Consider the following 22,899-nt stretch of genomic DNA (forward strand, 5'->3'; position numbering starts at 1 on the left):
AAAAGGACTTACAACATGAAAAACAAACTCGTTAAATTCACCTTAACCGCCGTTGCAGGCTTAGTCATGTCCTCCGCCGTGATGGCAAAAATGACCGAAGGAAAATTGGTGATTTGGATCAACGGCGACAAAGGCTATAACGGCTTGGCGGAAGTGGGTAAAAAATTTGAAAAAGAAACCGGTGTTTCCGTGTTGGTAGAACATCCGGACAGACTGGAAGAAAAATTCGCGCAAGTGGCCTCCACCGGTGACGGCCCGGATATTATTTTCTGGGCGCATGACCGTTTCGGCGGCTACGCCCAATCCGGCTTATTGGCGGAACTCACCCCAAGCAAAGAATTTAAAGACAAATTCGTGGATTTCGCTTGGGATGCGGAAACCTATAACGGCAAACTCATCGGTTATCCGGTGGCGATCGAATCCCTTTCGTTAATCTATAACAAAGACTTGCTCCCTACCCCGCCGAAATCTTGGGAAGAAGTGGTTGAATTAGATAAAAAATTCAAAGCGGAAAAGAAAAACGCCATCATGTGGAACCTGTCCGAACCGTATTTCACTTGGCCTATCATCGCCTCCAACGGCGGTTATGCCTTCAAATTCGCCAACGGCAAGTACGACATTAACGACATCGGCGTAAACAGCGAAGGCGCACAAAAAGCGCTGCAATTCGTGGTGGACATGGTGAAAAACAAAGTCATCAACGCGGATATGGACTACGCCATTGCGGAAGCGGCATTTAACAAAGGCAATGCGGCGTTGACCATCAACGGCCCATGGTCTTGGGGTAACATTGAGAAAAGCAAAATCAACTACGGCGTTGCCGTGTTGCCGACCTTAAACGGCGAAAAAGCCAAACCGTTCGTCGGCGTATTAAGCGCGGGTATTAACGCCGCCAGCCCGAACAAAGATTTAGCGGTAGAATTCATGGAAAACTACCTGTTGACCGACGAAGGTTTGGAACAAGTCAATAAAGACAAACCGTTAGGCGCGGTAGCATTGAAATCCTACCAAGACAAACTGGCGAAAGATCCGCGTATCGCCGCGACGATGGAAAATGCGCAAAACGGTGAAATCATGCCGAATATTCCGCAAATGAGCGCCTTCTGGTATGCGGAAAAAGCGGCTATCGTGAATGCGGTGAGCGGTCGTCAAAGCGTGAAACAAGCCTTGGACGATGCCCGCGCGCGTATCCAAAAACAACAATAACATAAGCCTAATGTGCCGAGCCGAATTCACGGTTCGGCACATTCTCAATTCAAAAGTGCGGTCGGAATTTAAAGTGTTTTTCATGCCGCATCCGGTTCGTCATTATTTTCTCGAGGTGTTTTATGCAACAATCTCCGACTCAAGCGACATCGCAATCCCCGTGGCTGAAATATTTATTAGCCGGCGTCGTATTGTTGATTGACTTATATTTAGTGGTTTTAATGTATTCGCAGGGAGAATATTTGTTCGCCATTTTAACCTTGGTGATTCTGACCTCCGGCGTCTATATTTTCAGTAGCAAAAAAGTGTACGCCTGGCGTTATGTCTATCCCGGCTTAACCGGTATGGCGATTTTTATTTTATTCCCGCTGGTCGCCACCATCGCCATCGCGTTTACCAATTACAGCGGCACCAACCAACTTTCTTTTGAACGCGCCGTTGCCGTATTAGGCGAACAACGCTATTTCGCCGGTGATAAATACGATTTCAAACTCTACCCGCAGCAAGACAACAGCTACATCCTCGCGTTACACAATAACAACAGCGGGCAGGATTTCGCGTCCGTACCCATTAAACTCACCGACAAAGAAATCACAGTCACCGAACAAGCCGCACCACAGAGCGAAGTCGCACCGCTTAAAGTGGTGACGCAAAATCGCAGCGCATTACAAGCCATGCGCGTGACACTACCAAGCGGCAACGAATTGACCATGAGTTCATTACGTCAATTTTCCGAACAAAAACCGCGTTACACCTTCAATAGCGAAACTAACATCTTAACCAACAACGAAAACGGTAAAACCTACAAAGCCAACAACGACATCGGCTTTTTCCAAGCGGTGAACGAAACGGGCGAATGGTTAAACGAAACCTTAGAACCGGGCTACACCGTCTCTGTGGGCTGGATGAATTTTGTGAAAATCTTTACCGATGAAGGTATCCAAAAACCGTTTATTCAAATCTTTATCTGGACGGTTGTTTTCTCTCTATTAACCGTGGTCTTCACCGTGATTCTCGGCATGGTGTTGGCTTGCGTGGTGCAATGGGAAGCACTGAAAGGCAAAGGCGTGTATCGATTGCTGCTCATTTTGCCGTACGCCGTGCCGTCCTTTATTTCCATCTTAATTTTCAAAGGGTTGTTTAACCAAAGTTTCGGGGAAATCAACGTCATTCTGAATCAATTATTCGGCATCAGCCCGGAATGGTTTAACGATCCGTTCTTGGCGAAAACCATGATTCTTATCGTCAACACCTGGCTGGGCTATCCGTACATGATGATTTTATGTATGGGTTTATTGAAAGCCATTCCGTCGGATTTATATGAAGCCTCCGCCATGGACGGTGCGTCCACCTGGCAGAACTTCAGCAAAATTACCTTCCCGTTGCTATTAAAACCGCTAACCCCGTTGATGATCGCGTCCTTCGCCTTTAACTTCAACAACTTCGTATTGATTCAATTACTCACCAACGGTCGCCCGGATATGATCGGCACTACCACGCCGGCAGGTTACACCGACTTGCTCGTAAGCTATACCTACCGTATCGCCTTTGAAGGCAGCGGCACGCAAGACTTCGGCTTGGCGGCGGCGATTGCCACCATCATCTTCCTACTGGTCGGCGGCTTGGCATTATTGAACATCAAAGCCACTAAAATGAAATTAGACTAACGCATTCAGGAGAATCAATTTATGGCTATCGTACAATCCAAATCCGCCCGCTACCGTTTATGGGCAACCCATTTGCTGCTGATTGCATTTATTTGTCTGATTATTTTCCCGCTATTGATGGTCATCGGCATTTCATTACGCCCGGGTAACTTGGCTTTGGGGGATTTGATCCCGAAACAAATTTCTTGGGAACACTGGCAGGCGGCGCTCGGTTTTGATGTGGTGCACGCCGACGGTTCCGTCACGCCGCCTCCGTTCCCGGTATTGTTGTGGTTATGGAACTCCATCAAAGTAGCGACCATCACCTCTATCGGCATCGTAACCCTTTCCACCACTTGCGCCTACGCATTTGCGCGGATGAAATTCAAAGGCAAAAAAACCATCTTGCAAGGCATGTTGATTTTCCAAATGTTCCCTGCCGTGTTGTCTTTGGTCGCCTTATACGCCTTATTTGACCGCCTCGGTCAATATATCCCGTTCCTCGGTTTAAACACCCACGGCGGCGTAATCTTCGCTTACTTGGGCGGTATCGCCTTACACGTTTGGACGATTAAAGGCTATTTTGAAACCATCGACGGCTCACTGGAAGAAGCCGCTTCCTTAGACGGCGCCACTCCATGGCAGGCATTCCGCTTGATTTTATTACCGCTCTCCGTACCGATTCTGGCGGTGGTCTTCATCCTGTCTTTCATCTCCGCCATCACCGAAGTGCCGGTCGCTTCCCTATTATTGCGCGACGTGAACAGCTATACCTTGGCGGTAGGCATGCAACAATACCTCTACCCGCAAAACTACCTCTGGGGCGACTTCGCCGCCGCAGCGGTACTTTCCGCCATTCCGATTACCTTGGTGTTCTTGCTGGCACAACGTTGGTTAATCGGCGGCTTAACGGCAGGTGGAGTGAAGGGGTAAAACAGCATTATCAATTCCCCTCTCCCGCCTGCGGGAGAGGGTGGAGAAAATCCGAAGGGTTTTCGGAGGGAGAGGGGAAAATAGAGTCCACCCTCCCCTCTCTCTGGCTCCAAGTGCTAAACGCACTTTTCGCCCGTCTCTCTCCCGCAAGCGGGCGAGAGGAAAAAGTACTGTAAAAAATTACTCATAAATCACTAAGGTGATTTATTCGTCCCTTCGGGGCCGTTGGCAACGCCAACGTTCAAAAAACGTTGTTTTTTGTCACCGCACTTTTGTCCATCAGGAGGCGTTCCATGCAAAAATCCATCCTCTACCTTTCCCTCTTCTGCGCCACTCATGCCATCGCCGCATGGCAACATCCGCAATTTACCGAACTGAACGACAGCGCAGAAAAACAACTTTTCCAAGGGCAGGCAACTTTAGACAAAGGCAGTTATCCGCTCCAATTCCAAAAGGACGGCAAATGCTTCCAACCGCAAACTGCCGTGAAACTGAACCAAACCGCGTCTCTTGAGCCTTGCCATGGCGACGCACCGCAACTGCGCATTTTCCGTAGCGGTAATTATCTTGCCCAACTCGACACTCGCAGCGGCACCCCGACCTTGCGCATTAGCCTTGAACAACAACCGGAAGCGGAAACCGTGGCGAAAATCTGCCCGAAATGGGATCGCAAACCGCTGGAAATTGACGTGAGTAGCACCTTCGCCGACGGCGACAGCGTGCGTGATGCCTACTCGGGCAAAAGTGCGGTGGTAAAAAACGGCAAAGTGACCTTCACGCCTGATCCGCAGGCAAATGGTTTGCTGTTATTGGAAAAAAGTGCGGTTAAAAATTCAAGTGTTTTTCACTGGAAGAACGCCACCGTGTATTTCGTGCTGACCGACCGCTTCCACAACGGCAATCCGAACAACGACCACAGTTACGGACGCCAAAAAGACGGCATGCAGGAAATCGGCACGTTCCATGGCGGCGACTTGCAGGGCTTAACGGAAAAACTGGATTATTTACAACAACTCGGCGTGAATGCCCTGTGGATCAGTTCCCCGCTGGAACAAATGCACGGCTGGGTCGGCGGCGGAGATAAAGGCGATTTCCCGCATTATGCCTACCACGGTTATTATCATCAGGATTGGACGAAAATCGACGCCAACATGGGCACGGAGCAGGATCTCAAACATCTTATCGAGCAAGCCCACAAACGCGGCATTAAAGTGATTTTTGATGTGGTGATGAATCACACCGGCTACGCCACCCTCGCCGATATGCAGGAATTCGGTTTTGGTGCCCTTTATTTAAAACCGGAAGAAATTCACTCCCTGCTCGGCGAAAAATGGACGAACTGGCGACCAAAGAGCGGTCAGAATTGGCATAGTTTTAACGATTACATCAACTTCGGCGACAAAGCCGGTTGGGCGAAATGGTGGGGCAAAGATTGGGTGCGATCCGACATCGGCGATTACGACAGCCCGAAATTCGACGATCTGAAAATGTCCCTTGCCTCCCTACCCGATTTGAAAACCGAAAGCGAAAGTGCGGTGGGTTTACCGCCCTTTTATCAACATAAACAGACTCATGCAAAAGCCCTACCGAATGCCAAGGTGCGTGATTATGTGATCGGCTGGCTGTCCGATTGGGTGCGCCGCTACGGCGTGGACGGCTTCCGTGTGGATACGGCAAAACACGTTGAAAAATCCACTTGGTTGGCATTAAAACAATCGGCAGACGCCGCTTTGCGACAATGGCAACAAAAACATCCGTCCGAGAGCAACGGCGAACCGTTTTGGATGACGGGCGAGGCTTGGGGGCACGGCGTGCTGAAAAGCGATTATTATCAAAACGGCTTCGACGCCATGATTAATTTTGACTTTCAGGATCAGGCGAAAAATGCGTTGGATTGCTTTGCCGACATCGATCCCGTGTATCAGGACATGAGCGACAAACTGAAAGATTTTAACGTGTTGAGCTACCTTTCTTCCCACGACACCCGTTTGTTCTACCATGCCGACAGCCAAGGCGACAATGGGAAACAAAAAACCGCCGCCAACCTGCTATTACTGGCACCGGGCGCCGTGCAAATCTATTACGGCGACGAAAGCGGTCGCGAATTCGGACCGACCGGCTCCGACCCGATGCAAGGCACACGCTCCGACATGAGCTGGCAGGATCTCGGCACAAATGCCGACAAACAAGCGTTACTTACCCACTGGCAAAAACTCGCCCGCTTCCGCCAAGCCCACCCGGCAATCGGCGCCGGCAAACAAACCACCGCAAAAACGGATAAATATTATGCCTTTAGTCGTGAATCGGACGGCGATAAGGTGATGGTGGTTTGGGCGGGGAAATGAGGTTTATTGAAAAGTGCGGTAGGTTTTTATAATGAATTTTATCTGTAGAGGCGGGTCCTGTGCCCGCCCATGAATACCCCATTAAAATTCGGGCGAGCACAGGACCCGCCCCTACACAAAAACATACGCCTTTAGATAGTGCGGTCATTTTAGAAAACGTTTTTAAAACGCACCGCACTTTTTCCTTAGTTGTACCCCATCAACTTCAACAAATCCCTAGTGTAGGCGATGGCTTCGCTACGGTTTGCTACGCCGATTTTTTGGTAGAGATTGCGAATGTGGGTTTTGATGGTGGTGGTTGCAACTTGGAGTTCGTCGGAAATTTGCTCGTTGCTGTAACCGGAATAAATCAAGCCCAACACCTGCCATTCCCGCTGGGTGAGCGGGCTGATTTTAAGCAGTTCGGGCACTTGCGGATTATCAAGTAATTTGGCGACGAATTGTTCATCGAAATGGGCGAATTTATGGCGGTAATATTGGTTGATGTTGCGCAAAATAAATTGCGCTTTGTGCAAGGCGAGTTCGTCCAGCACGTTCAGTTGCAACAAATGGCGGATTTGTTGCGCCATGATTTCCCCTTCGATCACAAAGGCGCTGATGAAATTGGTTTGACGCGCCAAACGCAGGGCTTCAATTAAATCTTTCTGCGCCAAATGTTTTTCATTTTGCAGGAAATACCAACGGTTACGTAAAATCAAGGCGCGGTTTAAATCGCTGGTGAGGTGATATTCTTCGGCTGTGGCGATAAGTTTATCCAGAATCTGTTTGGCTTCCTCAAACTGCCCTACCAACATTTGCGCACGTACGATATTGCGCCATTGCACCTGAGTGAAATGATTGCGATCCGTTGCCGGCGGTTGGTTTTGAATCAGCCAGTTGTGCGCCGCCTCTTCGTCGTTGGTCATTTGCCATAAAAATAATTTCACCTGATCGGCATTTGCCAGCCAATCATGATGATGGTTATAGGCATTTTGCAACTGTTCCGCTTCCCGTAATAAACGGGTGGCGTTGTCCAAATCGCCGCGCACCAAAGAAATTTTGCTCAATAATGCAATACATTGCAGCTTGTCTTTCGGCTCGTTCAACACGGTGATGCCCGCATTTGCCATGGCTTCCGCTTTATCCAGATTGTACCATTCCCACAAAATACGCCCTTTCAGACGCAACAGAAATTCATACATGGGCACTTTTTGCAGATGATTTTCCTTCACGAATAAACTGGCTTTATCCAGCATATCGTAAGCGGCTTGCAGGAAGCCTTGCGCCATCAGGATTTCCGATTGTTGCAGGAGCGACCACAAAATATTGTGATAAGTATGATGCTGACGCGCCATTTTTTCCGCGCCTTGCAACATAATTAAGGCTTCGTTAAGGTTGCCGTAACAGTGATACGCCTCGCCGATGATGGACGTCGCCACAATGCGTGCGTAATAAAAACTCTCGGGCAAATCGGCAAGGGCTTTGGAAGCGAGAGAAAAAGCGGTATTTTCATCGCCGCGATTAATCGCCACCTGTGCTTTCAACACATCAAACTCCGCCTGATTTTCTTTGCTTAGTTGCACGTTATTGTCTGCCAAAGCTTGTTGGAAATGGGCGAAAATGCCGTCCACTTCCGCATGGCGATGTTGGCTTTGTACCAGCCAAGCTTTGAGCAACACCAAATTCGGATGCTGAACCAAACTCGGATAATCAATGCGATTCAGGCTCTCTTCCAATAAATTCAATTCGCCCTGATGGAACAAACGCCAGGCGTGTTGTTGCAAGATCGTCAATAAAGTAGAAATGTCGCTGAGCTGCATGGCGTGGTATAAGGCTTCGGTGAAATAACCCAGCTTTAACCAAGCTTGCGCGGCACGACGGTGTAATTCTTCCAGTTGTTCCGTTAATTCCAATTCGCAGCAATGGGCGAGAAAAGAGGCAAATAGCGGATGGAAACGCCACCAGTTGTCCTCGGAGTCCATTTGCTGAATAAACAGCCCCTGTTTCTCAAGTTCTTCCAGTTTGCGGCGGCTGTTGGTCAGCCCGGTGACTTCTTTCACCAAATTTTCATTCATGGAACGCAAAATGGAACATTGCAATACGAAAGTGCGGGTTTCAGCATCCACATGATTTAACACTTCGTCGTTCAAATATTCGTTAATGTGGAAATTATTTAATTTTGCCAGTCGTTTTTCCATTTCCTGTAACGGCAACACGCCGCCGGATTTGTGCATCGCCTGCTTGGCGGAAAGACTGATCAGCTGAAGTGCGGTAGGCCAGCCCTCCACTTCGTTGCATAGGGCGATAATTTCCTGTTCGGGCAGTTCGTCGCCTAAACGGGAATGGAAAAAGGCAAGGGATTCCTGATGGGTAAAGGAAAGTTGATGCATGTCGATTTCCAATAATTGCTCCTGCACCCGCAAGCTGGCAATGCCTAGCGGCGGCAAGGAACGGGAAATCAGAATCAGCGTCATATTTTCCGGTTGATGGCGAATCCAATACTTCAACGCCTCATGAATTTCTTCATTATCAACTAAATGATAGTCATCAATAATCAAATAAAAATGTTCTTTGAAATCCAGCGCTTTGATCAGCAGCTGGTTTAAGGAAGAAAGCAGATTCGCCTGATTAAAACCCTCCTCGCTCACTTGCGGCTTGGCGCCGATAGCGCGATGTAACGCCGCGCCGAAATAGGTGGCGAAACGCTCCGCTTCGTTATCGCTGTCATCCAAAGAATACCAGCCCACATGTTGTTGCCCGGCAACCCATTGGGAAATTAAGGTGGTTTTGCCATAACCTGCCGGCGCATGAATTAACACCAGCGGATAAAGATGCGCCTTGTCCAATAAACGGGTTAAGCGGTCGCGCTGAATGCTGTTTTGTAAGCGATAAGAACAAATTAACTTTGATGGAATTAACATAACTTTAATCGTGAATTTAATGGTGACGAAAGAGGCGGATTTCTCCTACCCACTCTAACGAATTACTTCCTTGTAGTCATACCGGCAAGATTATAGCAGGGAGGATTTGCTTTTACTTTGATTAAACATAATAAAAACACCAAAATCGGTTTATTTAATCAGGAGCCCTTTTATGCCGAAACAAAGCAATTATAACGACGCCTTTGACGCGATCGTTAAAAAATATTGTCGTTACTTTGACGTGCAATCCCCGAAACAATTCACTTTAGATCAATGGTATCGCGTCATCGCGGAAGGCACCCTTGAACTGGCTTATAGCAAACCTGTCGCGAAAAAGCGCGGACGTCATGTTAATTACCTTTCCATGGAATTTCTGATCGGTCGCCTCACCGGCAACAACCTGATGAACTTAGGTTGTTACGACGACATCAAAGCCTATTTGGTAAACTATGATGTAGAATTGGTTGATGTGTTGGAACAGGAACGCGATCCGGCGCTCGGTAACGGCGGTTTAGGCCGTTTGGCGGCGTGTTTCTTGGATTCTATGGCGGCACTCGGGCAAAACGCCACCGGCTACGGCTTGCATTACCAATACGGCTTATTTAAACAATCTTTTGAAGACGGCATGCAAAAAGAAAGTGTTGATCTGTGGTCGCGCAACAGCTACCCGTGGCACAGTTACAACCCGTCTAAAACCCAAACTATCGGCTTCGGCGGCAAAATCACGCCAATTAAAGGCGACAAATACGCTTGGGAGCCGAAACTCACCATCCAAGGCAAAGCCTTTGATTTACCGATCGTCGGCTATAAAAACGATGTCATCCAACCGCTACGCTTATGGCAGGCGGACAGCGAACAATCTTTCGATTTAGCCTTATTTAACGACGGTAAATTCCTCAACGCCGATAAAACGATCGTCAATGCCACCGCACTTACGCAGGTGTTATACCCGAACGACAATCACAAAGCGGGACAAAAATTGCGCTTAATGCAGCAATATTTCCACTGCGCCTGCTCCGTTGCCGATATTCTGGCGCGCCATTTCGCCGAAGGTCATGCCTTGAAAGATTTTGCCAAATATCAAGTGATTCAACTGAACGACACCCACCCGACCCTTGCCATTCCGGAACTCATGCGCGTGTTATTGGACGAGCACGATCTCAGCTGGGATGACGCTTGGAAAATCTGTTCCCACACCTTCGCTTACACCAACCACACTCTGTTACCGGAAGCCTTGGAACAATGGGATCAGCGTCTGTTCAAGCAATTACTGCCGCGCCATTTCCAAATCGTAGAAAAAATCAACCATATCTTCCACGAAAAAGTGCGGTCGGAATTCGGCGCGGATCCGAAAGTCTGGGAAAAACTGGCGATTCTGTTCGACTATCGCGTGCGCATGGCGAATTTGTGCGTAGTGACCTGCTTCAAAGTCAACGGCGTGGCGCAAATCCACTCGGATTTGGTGGTCAGCGATTTGTTCCCGGAATACCACAAACTGTTCCCGACCAAATTCTGCAACGTTACCAACGGCATCACGCCGCGTCGCTGGATTCAACAAGCCAACCCGAAATTAAGCGCGCTGTTGGATAAAACCCTGAAACAAGATTGGGCGAAAGATCTGGAATTGCTGAAGGGCGTAGAAAAATTTGTGGATGATGCCGCCTTCCGTGAGGAATACCGCGCCATCAAACACCACAACAAGGTGGTGCTCGCCGATGAAATTCAACGCACCTTAGGTTTCACCGTGAATACCGACGCGATTTTCGACGTGCAAATTAAACGCTTCCACGAATATAAACGTCAGCATTTGAACCTGTTGAACATTATCGCCACTTACCAGTCTCTGAAAGCCAATCCGAATCAGGATTACACCCCGCGCGTGTTCGTATTCGCCGGCAAAGCGGCGCCGGGCTATTATCTGGCGAAAAACATCATTCACGCCATTAACAACGTGGCGGAGGTGATCAACCACGACAAAGCTATGAAAGATCGCCTGCAAGTGGCGTTCCTGCCGGATTATCGTGTCAGCCTGGCGGAAAAAATCATTCCGGCGGCGGATGTGTCCGAGCAAATTTCCATGGCGGGTAAAGAAGCCTCCGGCACCGGCAATATGAAACTGGCGTTAAACGGCGCTTTGACGTTGGGGACGCTGGACGGCGCGAATGTGGAAATTGCCGAGATGGTGGGCGAAGAAAACGTGTTTATTTTCGGTCACACCGTGGAAAGCGTGCGCGAATTGTTGGCGAAAGGCTACAAACCGCGCGATTACTATAAACGCGATCCGGTATTAAAAGGTGCCATGGATTTCCTCACCAAAGGCAAAGTCTGCCACGGCGACAAACACATGTTTAAGCTGATGCTGGACAGCTTGTTGAAGCACGATCCGTTCCTAGTGTTAGCAGATTTCGACAGCTATGTAAAAGCGCAACAAAACGTCGGCGAAGCCTATGTGAATCAAGACGCTTGGCTACGTAGTGCGATTTTGAACACCGCCCGTTTAGGCATGTTCAGTTCCGATCGCTCTATTCGTGATTATCAACAACGAATTTGGCTGAAAAAATGACCGCACTTTTGTGAGAGGATTGCGAAGGATTTCCTCTCACCCGCTTGCGGGAGAGAGACCGACGAAAAGTGCGTTGAGCACTTGTCGTCAGAGAGAGGGGAAAGTGCGGTTAATTTTCTTGATATTTTCCCCTCTCCCTCCGAAAATCCTACGGATTTTCTCCACCCTATCCCGTAAACGGGCGAGGGGAAGCGTAGTAGCAACAGCACCATCATTCGGAAGTATAGTAGTAATAACGCAAGACAATCCTTTAAGGAATCGCTATGTCTATTAAAGAAAAACCATTCGACCAAGCGGGTATCATGCCCTACTTTTTTGACGAACGCGGGTTAAGAATACGCGCACCGCTTGCTATCAAAAAAACCTTGCTTTCCACTTTTGAAGGGCATGTCACCAGCCGTACTCAACCACTGCCGCCGGTGAAAATTCTCCGTCAAAATCAACCGCACTTTCTGCCGTTAAACATCTCCGATGCCACCCATGCATGGCAGGGCAAATGGCAGCTTCATTTGGAAAATAATGGCGGTGTGATTGAAGGCAAGGTGAAAAACAACCGCATTAATCTGCCAAGTGATTTGCCTCTCGGTTATCATGATTTGGTACTGCACGGCGGGAAGCAAGAGGTGCATTGTCGCCTTATCGTTGCGCCGCAACGTTGTTATGAGCCGCAAGCCTTCGCCGAGCAGAAAAAACTCTGGGGCAGCTTTATTCAGCTTTATACGCTGAAATCGGCGCGCAACTGGGGCGTGGGCGATTTTGGCGATTTGAAAGAATTTATTCACGGACTTGCCCCGTATCAGGCGGATTTTTTAGGCTTGAACCCGATTCACGCTCTGTTCCCGGGCAATCCTGACGGCGCCAGCCCGTATAGTCCGTCGTCGCGCAAATGGTTAAACATCATTTACATCAACATCGATCAACTGCCGGAATTCCAACAAAGCAAAGCAGCACAAACTTGGTTTAACTCGGCGGAAGTGCAGGAAAAATTAAAAGCCTTACGCACCGCCGAATGGATTAATTACGCCGAAGTCTCCGCGTTAAAATTAAAGGGGCTACGTTTTGCCTTTGCAGAATTTAAAGAAAATGCCACCGCACTTTCACAGCAAGCCTTTGCCGATTTCGTGCGCGAAGGCGGCGAAAGTTTGCAGGTGCAAGCCACTTTTGATGCGTTGCACGTCCATTTGAGCAGCCGTTATGCGGAACAATGGGGTTGGGATTTCTGGGCACCGCCATTCCGTGATTACCATTCCGAAACCGTCGCTCAATTCCGCCATCAATACGGCGAAGAAATCGAGTTCTACGCCTGGTTGCAATTCTGTGCCGACCAACAACTTGCCGAATGCGACGCTTTATGTAAAGCACAACAAATGACTATCGGCATGTACCGCGATTTGGCGGTAGGCGTTACCGGTAGCGGTTCGGAAACCTGGAGCGATAAGGAATTGTATTGTTTGCGTGCTTCCGTAGGTGCGCCGCCCGATATTCTTGGTCCGCAAGGGCAAAACTGGGGCTTAACGCCGATGAATCCGCACATTCTGAAACAACGCGCCTATCAGCCGTTTATCGACCTGGTGCAAGCCAATATGAAACACTGCGGCGCATTGCGTATCGATCACATTATGTCACTGCTGCGTTTGTGGTGGATCCCGAAAGGCGACAGCGCGGTAAACGGCGCTTATGTGCGTTATCCGGTGGATGACCTGATTGCCATTCTGGCGCTGGAAAGCCAACGTCGTCGTTGCGTGATTATCGGCGAAGATTTGGGTACGGTGCCGAAAGAAATCGTCAGCAAACTGAAAAACGCCGGCATTTTGTCTTACAAAATTTTCTATTTTGAATTCGATCAGAAAGGACAAAGCCGCGACCTGCTGGACTATCCGTATCAGGCGATGACCACTCTGAGCACCCACGATTTGCCGACCATTAACGGTTACTGGCGCGGTTACGATTTTGAGTTGGGGCAAAAATACGGCGTGTATCCGAATCCGCAAATTTTGGAGATCTTGAAAAAAGGTCGTGTGAAAGCGAAAGCGGCAATCCTGCAACGCCTGAAAGAAAACCGCATTGAAGTGGACGCGGGCATTGACGAAACCTTATCTTCCGCCGTGAATAAGAAATTCGTTCATCAGCTACAATCTTACGTCGCCGATGTAAGCAGCGCCCTGTTCGGCTTCCAACCGGAAGACTGGCTGGATATAACCGAACCGGTCAACATCCCGGGCACCAGTATGCAATACGCCAACTGGCGCCGCCGTTTAACGCAAAACACCGACACGATTTTCGCCGACAAGGATATTCAGCAATTGTTGAAAGACGTGAACGCGAAGCGTAAAAGCTAAGTCCGCCGACATAAAAGTGCGGTCGAAAATTTAGGTAAATTTAAAGGTCCCCTCCATGGAAAAAGCGGCACTGTATCATCGCGCGGAATCGGAATACGCCTATCTTTACACGGCGGACGAAATTCACATTCGGTTCCGCAGCAAGAAAGAGGATGTGACTCAGGTGGAGCTGCACTACGGTGACAGCACGATTTTTGAGGATACGGGGAAATATCAGTATCGTGTATTAATGTATAAAGTCGCCGTCGATGATCTACATGATTATTGGCAGGCAAACGTGCGGGTGGATTATCATCGGTTGCTGTATTTGTTTGAAGTGACCGGCAACGACGGCGAAAAGGTGCTGTTCGGCGATTTGGGCGTGGTGGAAAATCTGCCGGAGCAATATAGCATGCTACTCAACGGCTTTCGCATTCCCTATTTGCATGACGGCGATCGGGTGAAAGTGCCCGCTTGGGTGAAAGAAACCTGTTGGTATCAGATTTTTCCCGAACGTTTTGCCAACGGAAATCCGCAGATTTCTCCTGCCGGCAGTTTGCCTTGGAATGTAAATACCGCCCCGGCTCATGGAGATTTTTTCGGTGGCGATTTATACGGCGTACTGGGTAAACTGGATTATCTGGCGGAATTAGGCATTACCGGGCTGTATTTCTGCCCGATTTTTGAAGCGCCGAGTAACCATAAATACGACACCATCGATTACTTTGAAATCGACTGCCATTTCGGCGACAAAGCCGTTTTTCGCAAACTCGTGCAGGAAGCTCATCGCCGTGGCATGAAAATAATGTTGGATGCGGTATTCAATCATATCGGAAACCATTCTCCGCAATGGCAGGACGTGATTAAAAACGGTGAAAAATCCGTTTATCGTGGCTGGTTCCATATTCATCATTTTCCCGTCAATACCGAAACGGAATGGACGCCGGACATTCATCTGCGATTGAACTACGACACCTTTGCTTTCCGCCCGAAAATGCCGAAACTCAACACGACGAATCCGCAGGTGAAGCAGTATCTACTGGAGATCGCGGTGTATTGGATCAAGGAATTTGATATTGACGCCTGGCGTTTGGACGTGGCAAACGAAATCGATCATCAATTCTGGAAAGCATTCCACAAAACCGTGACAGCGATGAAACCGGACATTTATATTCTCGGCGAAATCTGGCACAGCGCACGCCCTTGGCTGAATGGCGACGAATTCCACGGCGTGATGAATTATCCGTTGGCAAATAGCATTAAAGATTATTTTTTAAGCAAGTGCATTTCGGCGCAAACCTTACAGCATCGCCTCAACAACCAAGCCATGTTTTATCGCCAACAGACCAATGAAGTGATGTTCAATATGTTGGATTCCCACGATACCGAACGTGTTCTCACCGTAGCGCAAGGCAATAAAAATGCGGTGAAATCAGCGCTGACTTTTATGTTTTTGCACACCGGCACACCTTGTATTTATTACGGCACGGAAGTGGGTATGACGGGCGGCGGCGATCCCGATTGTCGGCGGGTGATGCCTTGGGACGAACATCAACAGGATCAAAATATGTTGGCGTTTATGCAGGAACTGATTGCTTTCAGAAAAGCCTATCAGCAACACATCATTTACGGCGAACGGCAGATTCGGGTTTTGGCTAATCAGCTGTTGCAGGTGAGCCTAAAACACAATGGTTCTGTGCTCGTCGCAAGCTATAACAACACCACGGCGCCGATTCGCTTAGAAAAAATGGGCGAGGTGGTTTTGAGTAATCGGTCGTCTGTCGCCGATAAAGAGATGATTCTCGCACCCGATGAGTTTGTAGTTCAGAGGGTTTTGTAAAAATTTATGATGAAAAAGTGCGGTGGATTTAAAAAACGTTTTTAAAATCCACCGCACTTTTATTATCTATTGCCTTGCCAACGTTCGAACAAATCCTGCTCCAGCGCAATATCGAACTGATCCACTAAACGATTTACGCCCTGATTGATGATGTCGTCCACCGTTTGCGGACGATGATAAAACGCCGGCATGAGCGGTACGATACGGGCGCCGATTTCGGCGGCTTGGGTCATTAAGCGTAGATGCCCCAAATGCAACGGCGTTTCCCGCACGCATAAGATCAACGGTTTATCTTCTTTCAAGCACACATCGGCGGCGCGGGTGATTAAATCCTCGGCATAACAATTTGCAATACCCGATAAGGTTTTGATGGAACAGGGTACAACAATCATGCCGCTAATGCGGAAAGAGCCGGAAGAAATCGCCGCGCCGATGTCACGCACATCGTAGTTGTAATCCGCCAATTCACGCACTTGTTGCAGGCTGTAATCGGTTTCCGCCGGAATGGTTTGCTTGGCGGCTTGGCTGATAATCAAATGGGTTTCGATGTGTGGAAGGGTTTTTAACACGTCTAAAAGACGAATGGCATAAACGGCACCTGATGCGCCGGTTATGCCAATAATCAGATGTTTTTTATCGTTCATTGTGCATTTCAAGATTGGAGGAATCTTTCTCGCGTTTTTTCTTGGCGGTATCGTTACGTTGCGCAGCGATTTGCTCCAAATATGCCTCGGAGATGTCTCCTGTGACGTAGCAGCCGGTAAAGACGGAGCAATCAAACTCTTTAATGGACGGATTTTCCTGCTGCACGGAACCGGTTAAATCCGCAAGATCCTGGAAGATTAATTTGTCCACGCCGATAAGTTTCGCCACTTCGTCCGTATCGCGACCGAAGGCGATTAATTCGCTGCTGGTCGGCATATCAATGCCGTATACGTTCGGGTAACGAATTTCCGGTGCGGCGGAAGCGAAATACACTTTCTTCGCCCCGGCGGCGCGTGCCATATCCACGATTTGTTCGGACGTGGTGCCGCGCACGATGGAATCGTCCACCAACAAAACGTTTTTGCCTTTAAATTCGGAAGCGATGGTGTTCAGTTTGCGACGCACGGAACTGGCGCGCTGTGCCTGCCCAGGCATGATGAAAGTGCGTCCCACATAGCGATTTTTCACAAAGCCTTGACGATAAGGTTTGTTTAATACGTTCGCAATACGCAGTGCAATATCGTTAGAGGTTTCAGGCACCGGAATCACCACGTCAATATCCAAATCCTGCCATTCGCGGGCGATTTTTTCCCCTAAACGCTGTCCCATGTGCACGCGGGCGGCATACACGGAAACGCCGTCAATGCAGGAATCCGGGCGGGCAAAATAGACATATTCAAAAATACAAGGCGTCAGCACCGGATTTTCGGCGCATTGCAGTGCGTATAATTTGCCGTCGAACGTCACATAAATGGCTTCGCCCGGCGCCACATCGCGCACAAATTCAAAGCCCACCACATCCAACGCCACGCTTTCGGAGGCAAACATGTATTCGGTTTTGCCGTTATCTTCACGTTTACCCAACACCAACGGACGAATACCGTGCGGATCACGAAATGCCACCATACCGTGATCAATAATCATGGCGATACAGGCATAAGCGCCGCGAATATCTTTGTGAGTTTGTTTGATCGCCGTGAAAATATCCTGCGGTTCAAGGGCGTATTTTTGCGGTTGATCGAGATGATAAGCAAGAATATTCAGTAACAGCTCGGAATCGGAATTGGTGTTAACGTGACGGCGGGCAAGGTTAAACAGTTTTTGTTTGAGATCCGCAGAATTGGTCAGGTTGCCGTTATGTACCAAGGTTAAACCGTACGGCGAATTCACATAAAAGGGTTGCGCTTCGGAAACACTGGAGCTGCCGGCGGTAGGATAACGCACATGACCAATACCGACATTGCCCGCTAAACGCAACATGTGCACTTGTTGGAATACGTCACTGACCAAGCCGTTCGCCTTACGCAACCGGAAGCGGTTTTCGTCATCAATGGTGACGATGCCCGCCGCGTCCTGTCCGCGATGCTGTAATACCGTTAAGGCATCATAAATAGCTTGATTTACCGGGGTGTGACCGATTATACCGACAATACCGCACATGCTTGTTGTTCCTCTATTGGTTTGGTGTTGTTGAACCCGGAGCCGCATTCGTCGCCGGGTTGGCGATTTGCTCCAAATTCAGGGTTGAATTTAAAAAACTGGAATTGGCTTGCAACTGCTGGAAGAACCAATCCACCACAAAACGAAAGTGCGGTATTAATTTGGATTCTTTCCACCAATCGCTTTGATTTGAACTGGTGAACGTATCTAAGAAGAACAACATGGCGGCGACGATTAAAATACCGCGCATTAAACCGAAACAAGCGCCAAGCACACGATCCGTGCCGCTTAAGCCCGTGCGATCCACAAGTTGTCCTAATACATAATTAACGATGGCGCCGACAATCAATGAAGCGATGAATAAAATGCCGATAGCCGCGCCGTTACGAATATACAGGGATTCGATGGAAGTGAGGAATCCCGCCAGATACATATAGAAGTTGCTTGCAATTAAAAATGCCACTATCCAGCTGGCAAGTGACATGACTTCGCGGACGAAACCGCGTAATAAACTGACAATAATGGAAAAAACAATAATGCCGATAATAATGTAATCAATCATTAAATCATCTCTGTGCGTTGAAAAAGACATTTTCATTTGCAATGGGCGCATATTCTAGCAAAAAACGAAAACGTTTGCGCAAGAAATATTGGCGGAAAAAATACGCCCTTTTGAGCAAATGACCAAAAGGGCGTTACTATACCATTGTTATGCTTGGGAATATAGAAAAATTCACAGGTTACAGATCTTGCCAGAAATCCCGTCCCAATTTTTGTTGCGCCAGTTTTAACAGCGTCGCCAAATCAAAATAAGTGGGTTGCTCGGGGAATGTCGGCAAGGCGATCCGCTTGTCTTTCAGCTTCTCAAAAACACGCTGAAAACCGACCGCACTTTTTGGCGGCAACGGTGTTTTTGCCCGCTTTCCCAACCAATAAATGCCCTGCAATGGCAGGAATAACGCAAATATGGCGGTTAACACCGCAACCGCCAACGCCATCGTATCGCCACGGGCGTAAAATTGCTGCCAAACCACAGAAAACACCGCCAGAAAAGGCATAAATTTTTGTGCAAACACCGTCGCTTTGATCACTCGATTTTCCGGGAAAATTGCGCCGAGTTTCGGTTCTAAGGGCCAGGTTTTTAGATATTGCTGACCGGTTTTTAAGGTGCTAAAAAAGCCCATTTATTACTTCATCCTTCTTTTTAACGTGGCGCTCACCATAACATAAAGCCGTGCTTTTTTATAATCATTCGGTAGATTTGGAGGAATGTGAAGGGTGAAATTTATTACCGCCGAAAATCACCGAATTTTTTGATTAATGTCGTGTTTTTTGAAGTTGAGAATTTATTTTATGTGGCGAAAGGTGTATCCTATGGCGGTTTAATTTTCTATTATTCGTTCATTATTTGAGCGAATTTTGTTTAACTCAAACCAGTATAGGTCGCTTATGTCTGAAAAATTAGTCCTAATCCTCAATTGTGGTAGTTCCTCATTAAAATTCTCAATTCTTAATCCTGCAACAGGCGAAGAAAAATTATCCGGTTTAGCCGAAGCCTTTTATTTGCCTGAAGCCCGCATTAAATGGAAATTGCACGGTGAAAAAGGACAGGCAGATTTAGGTGCCGGTGCCGCCCATGCCGAAGCATTGAATTTCATTGTACATAACATTTTCTCTCTCGATCCTGAATTGCAAAAAGGCGTTGTTGCTATCGGTCACCGTATCGTACATGGCGGCGAGAAATTCACCTCTTCCGTTATCGTCACCGATGAAGTGGTAAAAGGCATTGAAGAAGCTATTCAATTCGCACCGTTACACAACCCGGCGCACTTAATCGGGATCAAAGAAGCCTTTAAATTATTCCCGCACTTAAAAGATAAAAACGTGGTGGTATTCGATACCGCATTCCACCAAACCATGCCGGAAGAGGCTTTCCTATACGCATTACCTTATTCTTTATACCGCGAACACGGCGTTCGTCGCTACGGCGCACACGGTACCAGCCACTACTATGTAAGCCGCGAAGCCGCAAAACGTTTAGGCGTACCGGAAGATAAAATCAACGTCATCACTTGCCACTTGGGTAACGGCGGCTCCGTATCGGCAATCCGTCACGGTGAATGTATCGACACCTCCATGGGCTTAACCCCGTTAGAAGGCTTAGTGATGGGTACCCGTTCCGGTGACATCGACCCGGCAATCGTGTTCTATATGCACGACACCTTGGGCATGTCCGTGAAAGAAATTAACGACACTTTAACCAAAAAATCCGGTTTACTCGGTTTAACCGAAGTGACCAGCGACTGTCGTTATGCGGAAGATAACTACGAAAAAGAAATCCCGGCAAAACGTGCTTTAGACGTGTACTGCTACCGTTTGGCCAAATACATTGGCTCTTACATGGCGGTTATCGGTGAACGTTTAGATGCTATCGTATTTACCGGCGGTATCGGTGAAAACTCCGCCCATGTGCGTGAAATCACTTTAGATCACTTAAAATTATTCGGCTACAAACTGGATAAAGAAAAAAATCTTGCCGCCCGTTTCGGTAAAGAAGGTATCATCACCGCCGATAACACCCCTATCGCCATGGTGATCCCAACCAATGAAGAATTAGTTATCGCACAAGATACTGCGCGTCTTTGTATCTAACATCAATAAAACGAACTGCCGATTTACTCGGCAGTTTCTTTTTGACTCACACAAATCAAAGGTAAATTATGTCCCGTACTATTATTTTAATCCCGATTAGCACCGGCGTAGGCTTAACCAGCGTAAGTCTCGGTTTAATCAATGCACTTGAACAAAAAGGTGCCAAAGTCGGCTTCATGAAACCGATTTCCCAACCTAACACCGGTGAAGATATTATCGACCGCACCACGTCTATCGTGCGCACCAGCACTGCCTTGGAAACTGCCGAACCTTTTATGTTAAGCGTAGCGGAATCCTTAATCGGTCAAAATCAATCCGACGTGTTATTGGAAAAGATTGTTGAGAATCACCAAAAACTGTCTAAAAACAACGAAATTGTCATTGTGGAAGGTTTGATTCCGACCCGTAAACACGCTTTCGCCAACAGCATTAACTACGAAATCGCGCAAGCCCTAGATGCGGAAATCGTGTTAGTCGCCGCACCGTCCACCGAAACCCCGGCACAACTTAAAGAACGCGTAGAAGCCGCCGCCTCCTTATTCGGCGGTAAAGGCAACAAGAATTTACTCGGCGTTATCGTGAATAAATTCAACGCACCGGTGGATGAATCCGGCAGAACCCGCCCTGATTTAAGTGAAATTTTCGACTCCTTCCAACACAGCCACAACAGCGAATCTGAATTAGTCCGACTCTTCGCTCAAAGCCCGATTAAATTATTAGCGTGCATTCCTTGGTCTGCCGAACTTATCGCCACCCGTGCCATCGATTTAATCAAACACTTAGGTGCGGCGATTCTCAATGAAGGCGATGTCAGCCGCCGTATTCGCGGTATTACATTCTGCGCCAGAAGTCTGCCGAACATGGTGGAACATTTCCGTGCCGGTAGCTTATTGGTGGTTTCTGCCGACCGTCCCGACGTTATCGTAGCGGCTGCGCTTGCGGTGTCCAACGGCATTGAAATCGGCGGTTTATTATTAACCGGCGGCTATAAACTGGATCCGCAAATCAAAAAACTTTGCCAACATGTGTTCGAAAGCAAGAAATTGCCGGTCTTCCGCATTGAAGGTAACACATGGCAAACCGCATTAAGCTTACAAAGTTTCAATCTTGAAGTGCCGGTTGACGACAAAGAACGTATTGAAAACATCAAACGTTACACCGGTGAGAAACTGGATGCCTCCTTTGTCAACGGCTTAGTGGAAGCCTCCAGCCGTTTACGTCGCTTATCTCCGCCGGCGTTCCGTTTCCAATTAACGGAATTAGCCCGCGCCGCCAACAAACGCATCGTGTTGCCGGAAGGTGATGAACCGCGTACCATCAAAGCGGCGATTTTGTGTGCCGAACGCGGTATTGCGGAATGTGTTCTATTAGCCAAACCGGAAGATGTACAACGCGTGGCGGAATCCCAAGGCGTGCAATTGGTGAAAGGCATTACCGTTGTTGATCCGGCAAGCGTGCGTGAAAACTACGTAGCGCGTTTGGTGGAATTGCGCAAAGCCAAAGGCATGACCGAAACTATGGCGCGCGAGCAGTTGGAAGATAACGTGGTGCTTGGCACCATGATGTTGGAAGCCAACGAAGTTGACGGCTTAGTGTCCGGCGCCGTTCACACTACAGCGAATACCATTCGTCCGCCGATGCAAATCATCAAAACCGCTCCGGGCAGCTCCATCATTTCCTCTATCTTCTTTATGTTGCTACCGGATCAAGTGTTAGTCTATGGCGACTGCGCGGTGAACCCGGATCCGACAGCAGAACAATTAGCGGAAATCGCCATTCAATCTGCCGAATCCGCTAAATCCTTCGGTATTGATCCGAAAGTGGCAATGATCTCTTACTCCACCGGCACATCAGGTAGCGGTGCTGACGTAGAGAAAGTGAAGGAAGCCACCCGTATCGCAAAAGAAAAACGTCCTGATTTACTCATCGACGGTCCGTTACAATACGACGCCGCCGTGATGGAAGACGTGGCACGTTCCAAAGCGCCGAACTCACCGGTTGCCGGTCAAGCCACTGTGTTCATCTTCCCGGATCTGAATACCGGTAACACCACCTACAAAGCGGTTCAACGCTCCGCCGACCTGGTTTCCATCGGACCAATGTTACAAGGTATGCGCAAACCGGTGAACGACTTGTCTCGTGGTGCTTTAGTTGACGACATCGTGTACACCATTGCCTTAACCGCAATCCAAGCGACACAATAAAAGGCAAAGCCAACGTTAAAAAAACGTTGTTTTTTGTGACCGCACTTTCGCGGACAACATAAAACCGCACTTGATAAACAGGTGCGGTTTTGTATAACCGGCATCCGATACCAACCACATTAGCATTTATTCAATCTAAGGAAACGT

At 48.3% G+C, this 22,899-nt stretch carries 14 protein-coding genes; 9 read left to right on the forward strand and 5 right to left on the reverse strand.

Translation table 11 applies throughout. The features are described 5' to 3' along the window. The first annotated feature begins 15 nt into the window (after positions 1–15). The 4 genes from malE to DK430_RS09205 all read left to right on the forward strand — a co-directional run bounded on the left by malE (position 16) and on the right by DK430_RS09205 (position 6,130). Entirely contained in the window at positions 16–1,206 is a 1,191-nt protein-coding gene (malE, locus tag DK430_RS09190) for a maltose/maltodextrin ABC transporter substrate-binding protein MalE (RefSeq protein ID WP_109078769.1), read from the forward strand. Positions 1,207–1,328: 122 nt separating this feature from the next. After that, positions 1,329–2,873, forward strand: a complete 1,545-nt coding sequence (gene malF, locus DK430_RS09195; protein WP_109078770.1) for a maltose ABC transporter permease MalF — start codon at positions 1,329–1,331, stop codon at positions 2,871–2,873. 21 nt (positions 2,874–2,894) lie between these two features. Beyond that, positions 2,895–3,785 (forward strand): maltose ABC transporter permease MalG, encoded by an 891-nt coding sequence (gene malG, locus DK430_RS09200; RefSeq protein ID WP_109078771.1) that lies wholly within the window; start codon positions 2,895–2,897, stop codon positions 3,783–3,785. Between the two features lie 293 nt (positions 3,786–4,078). Further along, positions 4,079–6,130, forward strand: a complete 2,052-nt coding sequence (locus DK430_RS09205; RefSeq protein ID WP_109078772.1) for an alpha-amylase — start codon at positions 4,079–4,081, stop codon at positions 6,128–6,130. A 185-nt stretch (positions 6,131–6,315) separates the two neighbouring features. Here DK430_RS09205 and malT read toward each other — a convergent pair whose 3' ends face one another. Then, entirely contained in the window at positions 6,316–9,030 is a 2,715-nt protein-coding gene (malT, locus tag DK430_RS09210) for an HTH-type transcriptional regulator MalT (RefSeq protein ID WP_109078773.1), read from the reverse strand. 172 nt (positions 9,031–9,202) lie between these two features. On the opposite strand from malT, the gene malP reads away from it, so the two are divergent. From malP to DK430_RS09225, 3 genes are all read left to right on the forward strand, one after another. Beyond that, positions 9,203–11,593, forward strand: coding sequence for a maltodextrin phosphorylase (malP, locus tag DK430_RS09215; RefSeq protein ID WP_109078774.1), 2,391 nt, complete (start codon positions 9,203–9,205; stop codon positions 11,591–11,593). Positions 11,594–11,856: 263 nt separating this feature from the next. Continuing rightward, positions 11,857–13,932, forward strand: coding sequence for a 4-alpha-glucanotransferase (malQ, locus tag DK430_RS09220; protein ID WP_109078775.1), 2,076 nt, complete (start codon positions 11,857–11,859; stop codon positions 13,930–13,932). A gap of 55 nt (positions 13,933–13,987) precedes the next feature. Continuing rightward, positions 13,988–15,751 carry a glycoside hydrolase family 13 protein gene (locus DK430_RS09225; RefSeq protein WP_109078776.1) on the forward strand — a complete coding sequence of 588 codons (1,764 nt, stop codon included), beginning with the start codon at positions 13,988–13,990 and terminating at the stop codon, positions 15,749–15,751. A 62-nt stretch (positions 15,752–15,813) separates the two neighbouring features. On the opposite strand, the gene DK430_RS09230 is transcribed toward DK430_RS09225, so the two are convergent. The 4 genes from DK430_RS09230 to yfbV form a co-directional block, all read right to left on the reverse strand. After that, on the reverse strand, positions 15,814–16,395 hold the full coding sequence (locus tag DK430_RS09230) for a UbiX family flavin prenyltransferase (RefSeq protein WP_109078777.1): 582 nt from the start codon (positions 16,393–16,395) through the stop codon (positions 15,814–15,816). Beyond that, complete coding sequence (purF, locus tag DK430_RS09235) at positions 16,385–17,896, reverse strand: amidophosphoribosyltransferase (RefSeq protein ID WP_109078778.1); 1,512 nt, start codon at positions 17,894–17,896, stop codon at positions 16,385–16,387. The genes DK430_RS09230 and purF overlap by 11 nt, the downstream gene beginning before the upstream one ends. 13 nt (positions 17,897–17,909) lie before the next feature. Next, positions 17,910–18,458 carry a CvpA family protein gene (locus DK430_RS09240; protein WP_109078779.1) on the reverse strand — a complete coding sequence of 183 codons (549 nt, stop codon included), beginning with the start codon at positions 18,456–18,458 and terminating at the stop codon, positions 17,910–17,912. 178 nt (positions 18,459–18,636) lie between these two features. Beyond that, positions 18,637–19,080 carry a terminus macrodomain insulation protein YfbV gene (gene yfbV, locus DK430_RS09250; RefSeq protein WP_109078780.1) on the reverse strand — a complete coding sequence of 148 codons (444 nt, stop codon included), beginning with the start codon at positions 19,078–19,080 and terminating at the stop codon, positions 18,637–18,639. A 265-nt stretch (positions 19,081–19,345) separates the two neighbouring features. Here yfbV and DK430_RS09255 point away from each other — a divergent pair, with 265 nt between their 5' ends. After that, entirely contained in the window at positions 19,346–20,548 is a 1,203-nt protein-coding gene (locus DK430_RS09255) for an acetate kinase (RefSeq protein ID WP_109078781.1), read from the forward strand. Between the two features lie 68 nt (positions 20,549–20,616). Then, positions 20,617–22,752 carry a phosphate acetyltransferase gene (gene pta, locus DK430_RS09260; RefSeq protein WP_109078782.1) on the forward strand — a complete coding sequence of 712 codons (2,136 nt, stop codon included), beginning with the start codon at positions 20,617–20,619 and terminating at the stop codon, positions 22,750–22,752. The last annotated feature ends 147 nt before the right edge of the window (positions 22,753–22,899 follow it).

Source organism: Aggregatibacter kilianii, assembly GCF_003129965.1.
Lineage (GTDB): Bacteria > Pseudomonadota > Gammaproteobacteria > Enterobacterales > Pasteurellaceae > Aggregatibacter > Aggregatibacter kilianii_A.